The organism is Alicyclobacillus mali NBRC 102425 (genome assembly GCF_001570745.1).
In the GTDB taxonomy this organism is placed as follows: domain Bacteria; phylum Bacillota; class Bacilli; order Alicyclobacillales; family Alicyclobacillaceae; genus Alicyclobacillus; species Alicyclobacillus mali.
Genome location: NZ_BCSG01000008.1, coordinates 51,696 through 68,787, shown reverse-complemented (window position 1 = coordinate 68,787; position 17,092 = coordinate 51,696). Strand labels below are relative to the sequence as shown.

Genomic DNA, 17,092 nt, shown 5'->3' with positions numbered 1-17,092 from the left:
TCACTCAGCATAGACCTGCCTCCCTCATGAGCGGATACACCTTGAGTGTAGACCCTTACCGAAGAAAAAAGATGCATATTCAATGCAGCTTTTTGTCGAAAGTATGATTTGTATCTTACAAAACAGTGAGCACGCGGTCTTTCCGCTCCTCCGCAAGCCTCTCGTCCCCAGCTTCGACCCGTGCGATCACCTCGCCCCAAAACCGATCCGCGCCCTCGAAATCTGTTCCTCGAGCACCGCTGCGGCGTCCGCGGGACTGAAGTTGCGCCTATGAGTTCAGACTCTACTGTGAAAATGGGCGAAAAAAGGACACCTCTCTCCGCTAGTGATTAAATGGTTATTTATGTATACGGATTCAGGAGGCTTCTCCAGTGATGACGACTTGTACTCCCAGTTGCTTTAGCCGATGAACGTGGCGTCGAATCAACGTTTCTCGGTTCTGTCGATCGTAGTAGTCAGGTCCCAGGTCGTGATAGGCCACGTTGTGTTTAAGCAAGTGGTATACGATGATAAGCAGGGTGTGCGCCAGAGCAACCGCTGCGCGTTTCGTTCCCCGACGCGCAGCAATCCGGTGATATCGGGCGGACAGGCGGGTGTTTTTGCTTCGGGCAGCAGCGCGTGCGCATTCGACCATCGTTTCTCGCAACCATCCGTTACCTTTGCGAGTTTTCCCACTGTATCGTTTTCCCGCGCTCTCGTGGTTCCCGGGACACAGTCCTGCCCAGGATGCTAAATGCGCTGCGGTCGGAAATCGATTCATATCCAGCCCGACCTCCGCCACGATCATTTCTGCCGCCTTTCGCCCAACCCCTGGAATACCTTCTAGACGCGCCAAGTCTTCGTCAAAAGGGTGCATCCGCCTCTCAATCTCGGCGCTTACTTCCTCGATTAACTCATCCAGTTCATCGATATGCTGGAGTTGGATCGCCATCAACTTCCGCTGATGAGGACGCACAATACCTTTGAGCGCCTGTTCAAGCTCTTTCGTTTTGTTCCGCAATCGGCCTTTTGCAAGCGCGGCCATGTCCTGCTCGTTCGTATTTCCTGCTATGAGTTCTTCCAAGATCGCGCGCCCGCTCACACCGAGAACATTCGAGGCGACCGACGCTAGCTTGATGTTCGCGCCTTCTAGGACTTTTTGGAGTCGGTTCACTTCACTCGCACGCTCGCGAATGAGCGACTTCCGGTATCGAATCAACTCACGCAACTCTCGTTGTTCACGTGAGGGAATGTAGCTGCCCTTCAGAAGTCCATGTTGCAGAAGCTGCGCGATCCACTCCGCATCTTTGACATCGGTCTTACGCCCGGGTACCTGTTTGATGTGCTGTGCGTTCACGACAAGAATTTCAAGCCCCTGGTCCTCTAAGAGGTTGTAAATCGGTTTCCAGTACACGCCGGTACTCTCCATCGCCACATGTGTGCAGCCGTGTTGGCGAATCCATTGGCACATCGCTTGGAGATCTTCCGTCATCGTGCCGAATGTGCGAATCTCTTTGCCTTCAGGAGTGAGCACACACGCAACAACCTTCTTTTTGTGCACATCCAGCCCGCAGCAACGTTCATGCACGACTTCCATTCCACGGGCACCTCCATCGAGCGAACAATCGCAACCGCGTGGCGACCGATAATTCAGAATTCTACTGTGCGTGCATCCGATAGGGGAGCGACAAACCGTGGTTCTCAAGGTCGCCGGCTCCGTCTTACGATCGGGCTTTATGCACCACCGTCAAACGAGCTCTGGCGGCTGCTGACGCGATCGTATCGCAATATCTCCTCATTTTCATGCTCCCGTGGCGTCGAAGTTCGACATGAATGTCTTATGATAACTTAAAGTATCAAGTTCTCCTAGCACCAAGTTGGCCGCGGATGGGGAACATTGGAGGTCAGCGATGGTGGAAGGCAGCGTGAAAGAATGGCGGGACGAGGAGGACTTCGGCTGGATTCGCGCGGACGACGGTGAGGACGTCTGGGTGCACTTCAGCGCCATTCTCCCCCATCCCGACCGATTCCCGCGCGGATACCGCTTTTTGCGCAAGGGCCAACGCGTCGAGTTCGATCTCGTCACCAACCCTCATTCGGAGGAGCAGCGGCGAAGCGCGAGGAACGTCGTCGTGAAGGATTCCCCGTGCGAAACACCGCCTCCATCGCGGCGTACTCAGGATGCCGTAAGCCCGCCGCCTCGCCCCTATCCCCAGCGAATTGTGGCGCGCGTAAGGTTGAACGGCCAGGGGCCGGGCACACCGACGTGATGGGTCCTCCATGGCGCAGCAGCCCCCGCACGCGCGAGCCGGCGCTTCCCAGACCCTCGGGAGACGGCTCAACGCCTTGCAAAGAGGGCGCTCGCGAAGCAGCCGAGCGCCCTCGCGGAAGCGCGGCACGCAACGCACCCGGATGGCATCGTCCGCCCTAGGCGCGCAACGCCCGCCGCAAATTCGCCATCTCGATGGCCCCGAGCGCGGCCTCCGCGCCTTTGTTGCCGGCCTTAGTGCCGGCGCGCTCGATGGCCTGCTCGATGGTGTCCGTGGTCAACACGCCAAACATCACGGGAACGCCCGTGTCGCGGCTGACCTGCGCAATCCCCCGCGCCGCCTCACCCGCGACGTAATCGAAGTGCGCGGTGGCGCCGCGGATCACGCAGCCCAGGGCCACCACCGCGTCGTAGCGCCCGGATTCGGCCATCCAGCGGGCCACCACCGGAATCTCGTAGGCGCCGGGCGCCCAGGCGATCTCCACTTGTTCCTCGGGCACGCCGTGGCGCCTGAGCGCGTCCAAGGCGCCCTCCACCAGCTTGCTCGTGATGAAGTCATTGAACCGAGACGCCACAATGCCAATGCGCAAATCCTGTCCGATGAATTTCCCCTCATACACGCGCACGTGTCATGCTCCTCTCTCGAACGGGCATCCCGCTCTTCTCACAGGTTCAGCAGATGCCCCAGCTTGTCCCGCTTCGTACGCAGATACGCCTCGTTGTACGGATTCCGATCCACCTCGAGCGGCACGCGCTCCACCACTTCGAGCCCGTGCCCCGCGATGCCTTTGATCTTGCGCACGTTGTTCGTCAAAAGGCGCATCTTGCGGATGCCGAGATCGCGCAAAATCTGCGCTCCGATCCCGTAGTCGCGCAGATCGTCGGCGAAGCCGAGCCGGTGGTTGGCTTCCACCGTGTCGAGACCCTGATCTTGCAGCGCATACGCCCGGATTTTGTTCAAGAGGCCGATGCCGCGCCCTTCCTGGCGCAGATACAACAAGACGCCCTTGCCTTCGCGCGCTATCTGGCGCAGCGCGGCGTGAAGCTGAGGCCCGCAGTCGCAGCGCAGGGATCCGAACGCGTCGCCCGTGAGGCACTCGGAGTGCACCCGCACGAGCGTCGGCTCGCCGTCGGAGACGTCCCCCATGACGAGCGCGATGTGCTCCTTGTCGTCGATCTCGCTCTCGTACACCACGGCCCGAAAGTGGCCATACGCCGTGGGCAGCTCCGCCTCGGCCGCCCGGCGCACGAGCTTTTCCGCCCGCTTGCGGTACGCGATGAGATCCGCGATGGTGATGAGCTTCAGGCCGAAGCGCTCCGCCACCTGCTCGAGCTGCGGCAGGCGCGCCATGGTGCCGTCCTCGTTCAGAATCTCGCAGATGACGCCGACCTCGGGCTCCCCGCAGAGGCGGGCGAGATCGACCGCCGCCTCGGTGTGGCCCGCACGGCGGAGCACGCCGCCTGGCTTGGCGACGAGCGGAAACACGTGGCCCGGCTTGCGAAAGTCGTCCGGCCCCGTGTCCTCTGACACGATGGCCGCGATGGTCTCGGCCCGCTCGAAGGCCGAGATGCCGGTGTAGGTAGTGGCGAGATCGACCGACACCGTGAAAGCGGTACCGTAGTTGTCCGTGTTTCGCTCGTACATCGCCTCAAGGCCGAGCCGCCTGGCGCGCGCCTCGGACACAGGCACGCACAAAAGTCCCCGGCCGTGCGTGATCATGAAATTCACCACGTCCGGCGTGGCACAGCTGCCGAGCGCGACGAAATCCCCCTCGTTCTCGCGGTCCTCGTCGTCCACGACAATGACGACGCGGCCCTGGCGCAAATCTTCGAGCGCCTCTTCGATGGTGTTCATGCTCCACGCCCCCTTTTATCGCAAAAACCCGTGCCGCGCCAGAAACGCCGCATCGATGCCGCCCGAGGCGCCCGCATCGCTGCGGTACGTCAAGAGCCGCTCGACGTACTTGGCGATCACGTCGCACTCGATGTTGACCGTCTCACCGGCGCGGATCTCGCCAAACCGCGTGACCGCCTGGGTGTGCGGGATGATGGACACCGAGAACCTGTCTTTTTCCGCGCGCATGATGGTGAGGCTGACGCCATCCACGGCCACGGATCCCTTGTCCACCATGTAGCGCGCGAGGGTCGGATCGACGCGAATGACAAGCACGCGCGCCTCGCCGTCCGGGTACACGTCCGAGACGCGGCCAATCCCGTCGATGTGCCCCGTCACGATGTGGCCTCCAAACCGCGCGTCGGCGCGCATGGCGCGCTCGACGTGCACGCGACCGCCGGGCTGAAGTCCCACGAGGTTGGTGCGTCGCAGCGTCTCGGGGACCGCCGTGGCCGTGAACAAGCCGCCGCCCACCGTCTCCGCCGTGAGGCAGACGCCGTTCACAGCGACGCTGTCACCGACGTGCAGGTCATCCACGAGAAACGGCGCCTCCAGCGTAAACGTGGCCCCTCCCGTGTGGCGCGACACCGCCGCGAGGCGCGCAGTTCCCTCCACAAGTCCGGTGAACATGCTCACACCTCCTCACGATAGTGAACTCGCCCTGTGAGGACGAGATGGTCACCCAGCCATTCGCTCCTCACGCTGTGAAGTTCAACGGCCTCGGCCATCGACTGGGTGAAAGCGCCCGCGAAGGCGGGCAACCCGCTGGCGAGGAGCTTGGGCGCCACATACACGCGCACCTCGTCGATGAGCCGGCTCTGAAGAAGCGCCGACGCGAGCGTGGGCCCGCCCTCCATCAGAAGGGCATTCGCGCCTTCCGCCGCGACGGCCAAAAGCGCCGCGTGCAGATCCAGGTGGCCGTCCCGCTCGGCCACCGGCGCGATGCGGACGTCGCCCTGTTCCGCGAGGCGCCTCGCGGCAGGCGACGACGCCATGCGCTCCGACGTGAGGAGAAGCGTGCGCCCGGGCGCCGCCAGCAGGCGCGCGGTTAGCGGCGTGCGAAGCCGCGTGTCGAACACCACGCGAAGCGGCTGACGATCTCGCCTTGTCCCCGTGGCGAGATCGCGCGCGGTCAACTCCGGATCGTCCGCGAGGACTGTGCCGACGCCGACGCCGATGGCCGGAATGACCTGCCGCAGCCGATGCACGTCCTCTCTCGCCGCGAGGCCGGTCACGTACTGGCTGTGGCCACTCGATGCGGCCACGTGGCCGCTTAGCGTCATGGCCACCTTGTACACCACGTACGGGCGACCGGTCGTGACCCGGTGAAAAAAGTGACGATTCAGTTCGCGCGCCTCTTCTTCGAGCACGCCCACCGTCACCTCGATCCCGGCCTCCTGCAGCCGCTTCACGCCGAGCCCGGCGGTTCGCGGATCCACGTCCAACGTGGCCACCACCACGCGCCGAACGCCTGTGGCGAGGATGGCGTCCGTGCAGGGCGGGGTCCTGCCGTGGTGATTGCACGGCTCGAGCGTGACGTAGAGCGTCGCGCCTCGCGCCGCCTCCCCCGCCATGCGTAGCGCGTGCACCTCCGCGTGCGGCGTGCTCGCCATCAGATGTGCGCCTTGCCCCACCACCCGTCCGCCGTTCACGACGATGGCACCGACCATCGGGTTTGGAGACGTCTGGCCTTCGCCAAGGCGCGCCACCTCAAGCGCCATGTGCATGTACCGCTCGTCTTCGGTCATCGGCCATCCCCCCATATCCGCCCATGAAAAAAGCCCCTGGCAATCAGGGGCGAATGGGCAAAAGAGTCTCGGCAAGCTGCGCAAGCGCACGACGTGCGCCAACGCGCCGCCATCCTTCTTTCATCCGGACTATACCGTCGGTACTGGAATCTCACCAGTTCGTGCCTTGCGGCTCGTGGACTGACCGAGTCGTGCGCTCGGATCACCACCGATCGGGAATTGGCCGTTTGGCCTCACCCTGCCCCGAAGGATTGCGCGTTGTGTTCCGGATTCAGTTGTTGTCTTTCATCATGGACGATTCGCGGCCGGATCGCAAGTCCCGGCGCCGCTGCAGATAGGCCAGCGCGTACACGAGCGCGATGGCGACGAGGACGGCCGTCCGGATGAGATCGCCAGGCGCCTGTTCGACGAGCGACAAGCCCACGCCGCAGAGCGCAATCAGAGGCGGCAGCGGCCAGAGCGGCATGCGAAACGGCGCTTCGGCCGATCCGCGGCGCACGCGGTGCACGATGGCCGACACCGCCACGAGCAGGTAGATGGTGACAATGATCACGCCGGTGAAGGTGATGAGGTTGTTCAAAGACGTGAAGTAACACAACAGCGCGTTGCCCACGCCGAGCAACACAAATCCCCACTTCGGCACGCCGCGCCGATTCATGCTCGCGAAGAATCGGTTGACGGGTCCTGGCCAACTCCCGTCCCGCGCGGCGTCCAGATAGATGCGCGCGTAGGCCAAATTGCCCGTGAGTCCGGTGTCAAACATGGCGATCACGACGCCGACGAGCAAGATGGTGGCCCCGGCCTGGCCCGCGGCCGACTGCGCGATGGACACGAGTGGCAAGTAGGACGATGGGATGACGGTGAACGACGTCTGCGGCACCGCGAGCGTCGCCGCCATCACGGCGAGGACCTCGACCACCACGCTGATGATGGCAGCCAAAAGGACGGCGCGGGGCAGGACGCGACGGGTCTCGACGGTCTCTTCCGCGAAGTAGAGCGGCCAATCGTAGCCGTTGAACGCAAACAGCGCCGGCACCACCGCGGCCAGGAGGTCCTGCCCGTTCACGGACTGCGGGGCGTGATCGACCCGGATGGGATAGGTGAGGCGCCCGAGGTACGCGAGCGAATGCTGCGCGTGCGCAAACGCCAGCGCCGTGAACGCGAGGATGACCACGAGCTCCAGCACGAGCATCGCCGTCGCCACGGCGCTCGTTGCGCCGATGCGCTCCAGCGAAAGCCAGGTGACGAGGGCCATCATGGCGACCGCCGTCCAGTTGACCGGGAGCGCCGGGATGAGCGCGTGCAGGTAGGAGGCGGCGGACACGAGGATGCTCGCGGTGATCACGACGCCGAGCACGAGAAAGAGAAAGACGGCGATGAAGCCAAACGGCTCGCCCAGCACGCGCTGCACGATGCGGTACGCACCGCCCGCACCGGGATATGCGGACCCGAGTTCCGCGTAGCAAAACGCCATGGACAGCGCGATGCAGGCGCCGACGAGAAAGGCCCAGAACACGCCCGTGCCAGCCTGAAACAGGGCCGTGTTGTAGACCAGAAACACGGACGTGGTGGGCGAAATGGCGGCCACGGCGATGGAGAGCACCTGGCGCAATCCGAGCGAACGGCGAAATCCTTGACCTTCCGAACGCTCCACGACATCTCCTCCCCAGAAGCGGCGGGCAAACACGCGCCGCGCTTGAACAAATTCGTAGTTCGAGTATACCGAATCACCGGACGATTTTGCGGGATTTTGCGTTGAACGAAAGGGAAGTGTATAATTCTTTGTGAGTAATATCCGCTTGACCTTGGTTCACGAGGAGGCGATGCCTGTGGCGAAGATGAAAGCGGTGGGCCTGTATCGATACCTGCCCATCTCGGATCCGGAGAGCCAGCTGGACGTGGAGGTGGAGCGCCCCCGCCCGCAAGGGCGCGATCTGTTGGTGCAGATCCGGGCCGTGTCCGTCAATCCCGTCGATACAAAGATCCGCGCGCCAAAAGACAGGGTGGAATCCACGCCCAAAATCCTCGGCTTTGACGCCGCTGGAATTGTCGTCGAAACGGGGCCGGAGTGCCAGTGGTACAAGCCAGGCGACGAGGTGTTTTACGCCGGCAGCAACGTGCGGCAAGGCACGAACGCGGAGTACCACCTCGTCGACGAGCGCATCGTGGGCCGCAAGCCGAAGGCGCTCTCCTTCGCTGAAGCCGCCGCACTGCCGCTGACGAGCTTGACGGCCTGGGAAGCGCTGGAGGATCGACTCGGGTTCTCGCTCGATCCCGGCGCGAATCGCGGCACGTCGCTGCTCATCATCGGCGCGGCTGGCGGCGTGGGCTCCATCGCGACCCAGTTGGCCAAGCGCGCCGGATTCACGGTCATCGGGACGGCGTCCAGGCCGGAGACCAAGGAATGGGCCTTGCAACACGGCGCGGACCACATCCTCGATCACACGCGCCCCTTCCGGCCACAGATCGAGGCGCTTGGCTTCCGCGACGTCGACGCCATCCTGTGCCTCAACGCCACCGACAAGCACTGGGAGCAGATGGCGGACGTCATTGCGCCGCAGGGCAAGATCTGCTCCATCGTGGAGACGAGCACGCTGCTCAATCTGGAACTCCTGTTTGGCAAGAGCGTGACGTTCGCGTGGGAACTGATGTTCACGCGGCCGCGGTACCAGACGGCGGACATGGCCAGGCAGCGCGACATTCTGAATCGAGTGGCCGATCTCGTCGATGCTGGCGAGATTCAAAGCACCATGACGGAACACCTGTCGCCCATCAATGCGGAGAATCTGCGGAAGGCACATGCGAAGCTCGAGTCCGGCAGGACCATCGGCAAAATCGTGCTCTCGGGATTCTGAAGAAGGCACAGGGAGCGAGCGGCTTTGCGCTCGCTCCTTTTCACGGCGCGGAAGGCGGGTCTGCTGCGGCGGCGGATGGGATAGCGGATTGCCCGCGGAGCCATCGGCGAAGCACCGCGAGAATCGCCAGCGCGATGAGGGCTGTGACGGGCCCCCAAGTCACATAGACGGTATCCACTGACAGGTGTGACGCCGCCCAACCGATGGCGACCGAACTCGCCGTCACGACGATGGATGTGAAGGTGTCCGACATGCTCGAGACCCGCCCGTTGTAGTCCATATCGGTCAACGAAACCCGCAAATTTGGTTCTATTCTACTCGCGTCTGAAGGGTTTGAAAACCAGTGACATGGAGCAGCACCGTCACATCGACGCGCGCTCCATTTCCGACGCGGTGACCGTCTTCGCCTGCCCCCGGTGTTGACCGAGGAAGAGCGCCAGGAGAATCATCGCGCCGCCAGCGTAAAACAGCGCAGACGGCCGTTCCCCAGTGACGACAACCGAAATCAGGACGCCAAACACGGGTTGCAGATACAGCGTGATGGCCGCGCTCGCCACGTCGTGATCCTGCAGGACGAAAATCCAGATCAAATAGGCCGCGGCCGTCGCGAAAAACGCGAGAAATACGAGGCTCCAAAGGCTCACCGGCGTGACGTGGTGCGGCCAGGCGTGCCCCGTCCACGCGTACACCGGTATACAGCCGATGCCTGCGGCCAACAGCATGATGGAGGTCGCGCTCGCCGCGGAGACGTCGGCCGTCAGCCTCCCCGAAATGGCGTTGTAGATGGCGTAACAGGCGACGGCGCCGAGCATGAGGAGATCTCCCAAAAGGTAGCCCGCAAACCCAGGCCTCGGGCAACCCGCGACCACCCAGGCCCCTGTCGCCGCCAACATCATGGCGAACCATCTGCGCGGGCCAAGCGGCGTCCGAAACGCGAGCGCCGAGACCACGAGCGTCAGAAGTGGCTCGAGCGCAATCGACACCGCGCCGAGCGCCGGCGACGACGCGCGAATGCCCTCCGTCTCCATGGTCACCGGGAGCGTGAAGCCGAGAAGGCCAAGGAGCGAGATGCGGAGCACCTTCTTCCACGTCCAGACCCCGAGGCGCACGTCGCGTACGACAAAGGGCATGAGAACGAGCCCGCCGATGACCATGCGCGCCATCACAATGAGCGGCGGCGAGAAGCTCTCGGCGGCAAGCCCCGTCGCCGTGAAGCTCGCGGACCAAATCAGATTGGCAAAGATGAGCAGTGCAAACAATCCCCATTTCGGAATACGCAACGAGCCGGCCCCCCTCCGTAGCTAATCTACGCCGAGCGACCGGCTCAACTCAAGCCCCCAAGTCTTCCGCATTTCACACCTACCGGAACATCGTGGGCCTCTTTCGCGCGCGTGGCAGGGATGGCCCCCGCCGCTCAAGCACGAGGTAGTGATCCGTGACAAACGTCAGTCGATAGCCGTGCCGCTCCAGCTTGCGAATTACATCCCCGACCGTCATCCCGAGGTAATCGGCAATGACGACGCTTTCGTCCGAGCTGCTCCCCGCGTTCACGACGATCTCGGCGCTGCCCGTGACCAGCGGATGTAGGATGACCACCATCTTTTCCACCTCCATGCTGTATCGAATGCATGAAGGTGGAATGGTGCGCCCGCCAATTTGCAGGCTCCCGTCTCATGCCCTCTCGCGGGCCCTACGCCCGCTTCTCGAGAACCTGCCACACCTCGGACGGCTGGACGCCCACGTGGCGCCACAGGACAAGCAGGTGATACAACAGATCCGCGGATTCGGACGCCACCTCGGCCTTCGCCGTCGCGTCGCGCTCGGCCTTCAGGCCCGCGAGCGCCACCTCCACCGCCTCTTCGCCAATCTTCTTGCCCATCCGCTCCGCGCCGTGTGTGAAAAGGTACGTGGTGTAGCTCCCATCCGGCCGCTCGCGGTAGCGGCTGTCGATCACGCCCCACAATCTCGCCAGCGCCGATTCATCCCACGCCACGTTCCCGGGCACATCGCCCGACGCGTCGCTCGCCGCGGGCGCATCGCCTTCTTCCGCGCGAACCGCTGCGCCTTCGGGGTTCAGGCCCCCCTCCTTCGACGCCTCCGACGAAACCCCGTCCGGCACCAGGCGGCGATAAAAACACACCTGCTCTCCCGTGTGGCAAGCGGGTCCCTCGGGCACCACCCTGTACAGCACGGCGTCACCGTCGCAGTCCACCCGCACCTCCACCACGCGCTGCACGTTGCCTGACGTCTCGCCCTTGCGCCAGTACGCCCGACGGGATCGGCTGTAATACCAGGCGTAGCCCGTCGCAAGCGTCCGCTTCAGCGCCTCGCGGTCCGCGTAGGCGAGCATCAACACGTCACCCGTTTCGGCGTCCTGGGCCACCACAGGCACGAGGCCCGTGGCCGCGTCATAGCGGACGCGCGCGAGTTCCACCTCTCCCTTCACAGCGGCCACCGCACCGGCACCCCCCTGTCGCGCAGATACTGCTTCAACGTCGGAATGGCAATCTCCCCAAAGTGAAACACGCTCGCGGCGAGCGCCGCGTCCGCGCCGCCTTCCGTCAGCACCTCGGCGAAATGTTCCATCGATCCGGCCCCGCCGCTCGCGATGACCGGCACGCGGACCGCGTCTGCCACGCGGCGGGTCAAGTCGAGATCGTAGCCCGACTTGGTGCCATCCTGCCGAAAGCTGGTCAAAAGAATTTCGCCCGCGCCAAGTTGCGCCGCGCGCTTGGCCCACTCCACCGCGTCGGTGCCGGTGCCCACCTTGCCGCCCTGCAGCATGACCTCGTAGCGGCCGAGAGGCTCGCTCCAGCGCGCGTCGATGGCCACGACGACGCACTGTTCGCCAAACCGCCACGCGGACTCCTCGATGAGCCGATGGTTTCGGAACGCCCCCGTGTTCATCGATACCTTGTCCGCGCCCGAGAGGAGCAGTCGTCGCACGTCCTCGACGGTGGACACGCCGCCGCCCACGGTGAGCGGCACATTGACGCGCGCGGCCACCTGCTCCACCACCCGCAGCATGGCGAGGCGTCCCTCGCTGGACGCGGAGATGTCGAGCAGCACGAGCTCGTCTGCGCCTTCGCGGCAGTACGCCTCCGCCAACTCCACCGGATCGCCCGCGTCCCTTCGGTTCTCCAAGAAGCTCACGTGCTTCACCACGCGGCCGTCGAGCACGTCGAAACACGGAATGATGCGCTTGGTCAGCACGCGCCTCCCTCCTCTTCCTGCGCGAGGCGTTGAAACAGTTCGCCGAGATGGATGCGGCCATCGTGCAGCGCCTTGCCGATCACGGCGCCAGCGAGGCCCGCCCGGCGCGCGGCCACGACGTCGTCGATGGAACCGATGCCCCCCGAGGCGATGGCAAAAAGCCCCGACTGCTGCACGCCAATCGCCAGATCCAGATTCGGGCCTTCGCCGGTGCCATCGCGCTCGACGTCGGTCACGAGTGCCTGGACGAGGCCGACTTTGGCGAGCTCGCGGGCGAGATCGAAGATGGACCACTCGGTCTCTTCCAGCCAGCCGGACACCGCGAGGCGCCCTTTGCGGCCGTCAAGCCCTGCGACGAGCCGATGGCCGCCGAACTCCTGCGCCCACTCCGCCACAACCTCGACATGTCGCACCGCGGTGCCGATGACGACGCGTGCCACGCCCGCCTCCAGCCATCGGGCGATGGCTTCCCGCGTGCGAATGCCGCCGCCCACCTGCACCTCCGCGCCGTAGGACGCGGCCGTCCCAACAATGGCGCGCACCGCCCGCTCGTTCTCACTTTGGCCGGAGCGGGCGGCGTCGAGATCGACCACGTGCAAGAAGCGAGCGCCCGCGTCGCACAGGCGCCCGGCGACCTCTGCCGGGTGACCCTCGTAGCGCGTGACCTGCTGGTAGTCGCCCTGGCGCAGGCGAACCACTTCACCACCCAGGATGTCGATGGCCGGGTAGACCGTGAACCCTAGCCCGCTCATGGGCGCACCCCCTCGAGCAACGCCGGATATGCCGCAATGCGCACGAAGTTCGCGAGGATGCGCTCGCCCACCGAGCCGCTCTTCTCCGGGTGAAACTGCGCGCCCATCACGCCGCCGCGCGCCACCACCGCGGGCACCTCCACGCCGGCGTATGGCGTGCTCGCGATCACGTCCTCGCCTCGCTCGGCGACGGCGTAGTAGGAGTGCACGAAGTACACGTAATCCCCCTCCCGCACGTCGCGCAGAAGCGGGTGATGGGGCGCGCGCACCTTGAGGCTGTTCCACCCCATATGGGGCACCTTGGCGCCACCCGGAAATCGGACCACGTGGCCGGGCACGAGATCCAACCCGCGGAAGACGCCGTGCTCTTCCGAACTTGTGAAGAGAAGCTGCATGCCGAGGCAGATGCCAAGCAGCGGGATGGACCGCGCCACGGCGTCTCGCACCACGTCGCACAGGCCCCGGAGGCGCATCTGGCTGATGGCATCGCCGAACGCCCCCACGCCGGGCAGGATGACGCCCTGCACCGCACGTTCTTCGCCCATCGCCGCCTCCCATTCGCCGCGCGACGCCACCACGCGGCCCTCGGTGCCCACGCGGCGAAGCCCCCCAAGCACGCTGTGAAGGTTGCCAATGCCGGGATCGAGCACGATGATCATTCCAGCACCCCCTTGCTGCTTCGCACGCCGCCTTCCGTCACCTCGACCGCCTCGCGCAGCGCCTGGCCGAACGCCTTGAACAAGGCTTCCGCCATGTGGTGGTTGTTCTCGCCGTACAGGACAGCGAGGTGCAGCGCCATCCGGGCCTCGTTCGCCACCGACTTGAAGAACTCGTGCACCAGCTCGGTCGGAAACGTGCCGATGCGCGCGTCCGTGAACCCGGCGTACAGGACGAACGCCGGCCGGCCGGACAGGTCGATCACGGCCCGAGCGAGCGTCTCGTCCATGGGCACGTGGCGCTCGCCGTAGCGGCGGATGCCCGCCTTGTTGCCGAGCGCCTCGCGGATGGCGCGGCCCAAGCACAGCCCGATGTCCTCGACGAGGTGATGATCATCCACGTCCACATCGCCGGTCGCCGAGACGGTGAGATCGAAAGACCCGTGCACCGTAAACAAATGCAGCATGTGGCGCAAAAAGGGGACAGGGAAGTCCATCAATGCGCGGCCCTGACCGTGCAGGTTGAGCGAAAGGCGAACCGACGTCTCGCCGGTCTCGCGCTCGATGGCCGCGGAAAAGGTGGGGCGTTCCATGCTCGAACTCATCGCAACTCCTCCCTGCGGATGCGCACCGCGTCCCGATGCGCGGTGAGCGATTCGGCCTCCGCCAGCACCTCGATGTAGCGCGCGTGGCGAGCGAGCGTCTCCGCCGTGTAGGTGGCGGCCGTCATCCGGCGCATGAAATCGAGCGTCCCGAGCCCGCTCGAGAACCGCGCGCTGCCGTGCGTCGGCAGCACGTGATTGGTCCCGGCGAAGTAGTCGCCCACCGGTTCCGGCGTGTAGGGGCCGAGAAACACCGCCCCCGCGGTGCGAAGCCCGTCCAGCACGCGCCGCGGGTCCTCCGTCATCACTTCCACGTGCTCCGGCGCCATGTCGTTGACGAGATCGACCGCATCCTGAAGACTTTTCACGCAGACGAGTGCCCCGTGGCGCTCCAGCGCCGCGCGCGCGATGTCCACCCTCGGCAACGCCGCCAGCTGCCGCACGATCTCGGCGTGCACCCGCTCGAGCAGCGCGCGAGACGGGCTCAGGCACACGGCCCCCGCCTCCACGTCGTGCTCCGCCTGGGCGAGCAGATCCGCCGCCACATACGCCGGGTTCGCCGTCTCGTCCGCCACCACCACCACCTCGGTCGGCCCGGCGATGCTGTCGATCCCGACGTCGCCCATCACCATCCGCTTCGCCGTCGCCACGTACACGTTGCCGGGCCCGACGATCTTGTCCACTCTGGCGATGGTCTCGGTGCCGTATGCGAGCGCCGCCACGGCCTGCGCCCCGCCCACCGCGTACATCTCCTCGACGCCGACGAGGTGCGCCGCGGCGAGGACCGCCGGGTGAGGCAGGCCGTCCGGCCCCGGCGGCGACACGAGGGCGATGGAGCGGACGCCCGCCACCTGCGCGGGGATGACGTCCATCAGCACGGTCGATGGGTAGGCCGCTCGGCCCCCAGGCGCGTACACGCCGACGCGGTGGAGCGGTCGCCACAGCATCTCGAGCGTCTCGCCGTCCTCGCCCCGGATGACGATGTCGTCCGGCAGCTGTGCCTCGTGAAAGCGGCGGATGCGCTCCGCCGCGCGCGCGAGCGCCTCCCGCACCTCGGCGCGAAGCGCGCGAAACGCGGCCTCCATCGCCTCCTGCGGCACGCGCAAGGGCGCGTCCACGCCGTCCAACGCCCTCGTCAGCCGCCGCAGCGCGCCGTCGCCGCCCAGGCGCACCTCCTCGACGATGCGCGCGACGTTCCCCCACACGTCCGCGTCGCGGCCGGTCGTTCGCCGCCAGTCAAACGAAGCCTGTTCGATCACGTCGACCCGGTCAAGGCGCATACGCGTTCCTCCTCGCGACGGCCGCCTCGAGGCGCTCCAGGCAGGCCGAGATTTCTCGGTGTTTCATCCGGTAGCTGGATCGGTTGGCCACGAGCCTCGCGGAGATGTCGAGCACCTCGTCGAAGACGACGAGCCCGTTGGCCCGGAGCGTTTCGCCGGTCTGGACGAGATCGAAGATGCGATCCGTCAGGCCAATCACGCTCGCGAGCTCGATGGACCCCGCGAGCGGCACAATTTCCACCTGGTGCCCCTGGCTGCGAAAGTACCGGTCCGCGAGCTTCGGGTATTTGGTCGCCACGCGCCGCGGCGCGTGCCGGCGCTCCTCCTCGCGCCCCGCGACGCACAGCTTGCAGCGCGCGACGCCGAGATCGAGCAACTCGTACATCTCCCGCTCCTGCTCGAGCAGGATGTCGTTTCCGACAATGCCGAGATCGGCCACGCCGTACGCGACGTACGTGGGCACGTCGGCGGGCTTGGCGAGGAGGTAGCGCAGGGTCCAGTCTTGCCAAGGGATCTCGAACACGAGGGCGCGGCTCTCGTCCCAGTCGCGCGGATACGAGATGCCGGCCTCTTCCCAGAGCGGCACCACGTCGTCCAGCGTGCGCCCCTTGGCCATCGCCACGGTCAACATCCGGCTTCACCCTCCTCCTGCGCCTCGAGCACCGCCATGACGCGCTCCACCTCGAACGCGAAGCCGACGGCGGGCGCGCCAGCCCCGAATTGGGCCAAAAGTTCATCGTACCGCCCGCCCTGCGCGATGGGCGCGCCGACGCCCGGCGCGAACATCTCGAAGACGAGACCCGTGTAGTAGTCGAGCTCGCGGTGGAGGGCGAGATCGAACGTCACCACGTCCGAGGCGAGGCCCGAGTCGTGAAGCGCATCGGCGAGGCGGCAGAGATACCGCCACGCGTCCCGCACGTCCTCGGCCGCGCGCGGATCGACGGCGTCTCGGAGCAGCGCCTCAAGCTCACCTTGCGACGCCTCGCGGATTCGCTTCCCGGCGTCGCGCTCAGCGGGAGACCACGCGAGCAGGCTCGAGAGGAGATCCCTATCCTTCGCGGCGTGCGTCTGCCACAGCTCGCGGAACTGGACGTAATTTCCACTCGTCAAGCACGCGAGGAACGCGCGCGCGCGCGATGCGGAGATGCCCAGCGCCTCGAGCAAGCGCGGCACCAGTCGCGCGTGGCTCACCACGATGCGGTGGCGCCTCACGCCGGCCGCAGCGCTCGCCTCGTGCAACAGGCGCAGCACGTCCATGTCCACATCGACGCTCGCCTCCTCGCCGATGCGCTCGATCCCGACCTGCGTCGACTCCGCAGCTTTGCCGCTCGCCCAGGAGAGCGAGGCCGGATCGTCCGTGCGGCGATACACCCGCTCGCAGTAACACCAGCGAATCGGCGTTCGCCCCGCAGCCACGCGTGGCGCCGCCATGCGCGCGATGGACGGCGTCATCTCCGGGCGAAGCGCCACGGCGTGCCCGCCCCCGTCGAACAGCCGGATCCAGTCGCGGCTCGACTCGGGCGATCTCGCCCGCAAAAGTGTGTCCACGTATTCAAACAGCCCGCTCGTGACGGACTCATACCCTGCGTCCTCGACAAACGAGAGCAGGCGCGTTTCGACCGCCCTGCGGCGCTTGGCGAAATCCGGATACCCGTCCTGCATCCCCGGAGGCCGGTCCGCAAACCCGCGCACCGCCCCCCACGCCCGAGCGCCCCACGCGCTTCTCGCGTCATTCATGCGTCGTTCTCCTCCACGCCTTCTCCGCGCCGACTCGGCGCTCTTTACTTCGCTAATATGCTAAAGCAAGCATATCGGACACGAGCTCACATTGCAACTAGTGAATC

The 17,092-nt window shown here is 65.5% G+C and carries 19 protein-coding genes and 1 riboswitch; of the genes, 2 read left to right on the top strand and 17 right to left on the bottom strand.

What is annotated here, in order from left to right; genetic code table 11:
* Positions 1-355 precede the first annotated feature (355 nt).
* On the bottom strand, positions 356-1,576 hold the full coding sequence (locus tag AMA01_RS04455; protein ID WP_067847961.1) for an IS110 family transposase: 1,221 nt from the start codon (positions 1,574-1,576) through the stop codon (positions 356-358).
* Positions 1,577-1,889: 313 nt separating this feature from the next.
* Here AMA01_RS04455 and AMA01_RS14190 point away from each other — a divergent pair, with 313 nt between their 5' ends.
* Positions 1,890-2,249 carry a cold-shock protein gene (locus tag AMA01_RS14190; protein WP_067847957.1) on the top strand — a complete coding sequence of 120 codons (360 nt, stop codon included), beginning with the start codon at positions 1,890-1,892 and terminating at the stop codon, positions 2,247-2,249.
* Positions 2,250-2,406: 157 nt separating this feature from the next.
* Here the strand turns inward: AMA01_RS14190 and ribH are convergent, their stop codons facing one another.
* The 5 genes from ribH to AMA01_RS04425 all read right to left on the bottom strand — a co-directional run bounded on the left by ribH (position 2,407) and on the right by AMA01_RS04425 (position 7,544).
* Positions 2,407-2,874 carry a 6,7-dimethyl-8-ribityllumazine synthase gene (gene ribH / locus AMA01_RS04445; RefSeq protein WP_067847953.1) on the bottom strand — a complete coding sequence of 156 codons (468 nt, stop codon included), beginning with the start codon at positions 2,872-2,874 and terminating at the stop codon, positions 2,407-2,409.
* Between the two features lie 38 nt (positions 2,875-2,912).
* Positions 2,913-4,103: a bifunctional 3,4-dihydroxy-2-butanone-4-phosphate synthase/GTP cyclohydrolase II gene (locus AMA01_RS04440; protein ID WP_067847951.1), complete on the bottom strand. Its 1,191-nt coding sequence runs from the start codon at positions 4,101-4,103 to the stop codon at positions 2,913-2,915.
* Between the two features lie 15 nt (positions 4,104-4,118).
* Positions 4,119-4,772 (bottom strand): riboflavin synthase, encoded by a 654-nt coding sequence (locus AMA01_RS04435; RefSeq protein ID WP_067847949.1) that lies wholly within the window; start codon positions 4,770-4,772, stop codon positions 4,119-4,121.
* 2 nt (positions 4,773-4,774) lie between these two features.
* Positions 4,775-5,890: a bifunctional diaminohydroxyphosphoribosylaminopyrimidine deaminase/5-amino-6-(5-phosphoribosylamino)uracil reductase RibD gene (gene ribD, locus AMA01_RS04430; RefSeq protein ID WP_067847946.1), complete on the bottom strand. Its 1,116-nt coding sequence runs from the start codon at positions 5,888-5,890 to the stop codon at positions 4,775-4,777.
* Between the two features lie 108 nt (positions 5,891-5,998).
* Positions 5,999-6,145: riboswitch (FMN riboswitch) on the bottom strand.
* A gap of 16 nt (positions 6,146-6,161) precedes the next feature.
* Positions 6,162-7,544: an APC family permease gene (locus tag AMA01_RS04425; RefSeq protein WP_067847943.1), complete on the bottom strand. Its 1,383-nt coding sequence runs from the start codon at positions 7,542-7,544 to the stop codon at positions 6,162-6,164.
* 169 nt (positions 7,545-7,713) lie between these two features.
* Here AMA01_RS04425 and AMA01_RS04420 point away from each other — a divergent pair, with 169 nt between their 5' ends.
* Positions 7,714-8,745: a zinc-binding alcohol dehydrogenase family protein gene (locus AMA01_RS04420; protein ID WP_067847940.1), complete on the top strand. Its 1,032-nt coding sequence runs from the start codon at positions 7,714-7,716 to the stop codon at positions 8,743-8,745.
* Between the two features lie 40 nt (positions 8,746-8,785).
* Here the strand turns inward: AMA01_RS04420 and AMA01_RS04415 are convergent, their stop codons facing one another.
* From AMA01_RS04415 to AMA01_RS04365, 11 genes are all read right to left on the bottom strand, one after another.
* Positions 8,786-9,046: a hypothetical protein gene (locus AMA01_RS04415; protein ID WP_067847937.1), complete on the bottom strand. Its 261-nt coding sequence runs from the start codon at positions 9,044-9,046 to the stop codon at positions 8,786-8,788.
* A 61-nt stretch (positions 9,047-9,107) separates the two neighbouring features.
* The gene (locus AMA01_RS04410) at positions 9,108-10,025 is read right to left on the bottom strand and encodes a DMT family transporter (protein WP_067847931.1); all 918 of its coding nucleotides are present in this window, start codon (positions 10,023-10,025) and stop codon (positions 9,108-9,110) included.
* Between the two features lie 79 nt (positions 10,026-10,104).
* Positions 10,105-10,344: a hypothetical protein gene (locus AMA01_RS04405; protein ID WP_067847925.1), complete on the bottom strand. Its 240-nt coding sequence runs from the start codon at positions 10,342-10,344 to the stop codon at positions 10,105-10,107.
* Positions 10,345-10,435: 91 nt separating this feature from the next.
* Positions 10,436-11,200: a bifunctional phosphoribosyl-AMP cyclohydrolase/phosphoribosyl-ATP diphosphatase HisIE gene (hisIE, locus tag AMA01_RS04400; protein ID WP_067847920.1), complete on the bottom strand. Its 765-nt coding sequence runs from the start codon at positions 11,198-11,200 to the stop codon at positions 10,436-10,438.
* Complete coding sequence (gene hisF, locus AMA01_RS04395; RefSeq protein WP_067847915.1) at positions 11,188-11,958, bottom strand: imidazole glycerol phosphate synthase subunit HisF; 771 nt, start codon at positions 11,956-11,958, stop codon at positions 11,188-11,190. Before hisF ends, hisIE begins: the two co-directional genes overlap by 13 nt.
* Positions 11,952-12,710 carry a 1-(5-phosphoribosyl)-5-[(5-phosphoribosylamino)methylideneamino]imidazole-4-carboxamide isomerase gene (locus AMA01_RS04390; protein ID WP_067847910.1) on the bottom strand — a complete coding sequence of 253 codons (759 nt, stop codon included), beginning with the start codon at positions 12,708-12,710 and terminating at the stop codon, positions 11,952-11,954. The genes hisF and AMA01_RS04390 overlap by 7 nt, the downstream gene beginning before the upstream one ends.
* On the bottom strand, positions 12,707-13,369 hold the full coding sequence (hisH, locus tag AMA01_RS04385; protein WP_067847904.1) for an imidazole glycerol phosphate synthase subunit HisH: 663 nt from the start codon (positions 13,367-13,369) through the stop codon (positions 12,707-12,709). Before hisH ends, AMA01_RS04390 begins: the two co-directional genes overlap by 4 nt.
* Positions 13,366-13,971 (bottom strand): imidazoleglycerol-phosphate dehydratase HisB, encoded by a 606-nt coding sequence (gene hisB / locus AMA01_RS04380; RefSeq protein ID WP_067847897.1) that lies wholly within the window; start codon positions 13,969-13,971, stop codon positions 13,366-13,368. The genes hisH and hisB overlap by 4 nt, the downstream gene beginning before the upstream one ends.
* A complete protein-coding gene (gene hisD, locus AMA01_RS04375; RefSeq protein ID WP_067847894.1) occupies positions 13,968-15,248 on the bottom strand; it encodes a histidinol dehydrogenase in 1,281 nt (426 codons plus the stop codon). Before hisD ends, hisB begins: the two co-directional genes overlap by 4 nt.
* Positions 15,238-15,879, bottom strand: a complete 642-nt coding sequence (gene hisG, locus AMA01_RS04370) for an ATP phosphoribosyltransferase (protein WP_067847891.1) — start codon at positions 15,877-15,879, stop codon at positions 15,238-15,240. The genes hisD and hisG overlap by 11 nt, the downstream gene beginning before the upstream one ends.
* Entirely contained in the window at positions 15,873-16,985 is a 1,113-nt protein-coding gene (locus tag AMA01_RS04365) for an ATP phosphoribosyltransferase regulatory subunit (protein ID WP_067847888.1), read from the bottom strand. The genes hisG and AMA01_RS04365 overlap by 7 nt, the downstream gene beginning before the upstream one ends.
* Between the last annotated feature and the right edge of the window lie 107 nt (positions 16,986-17,092).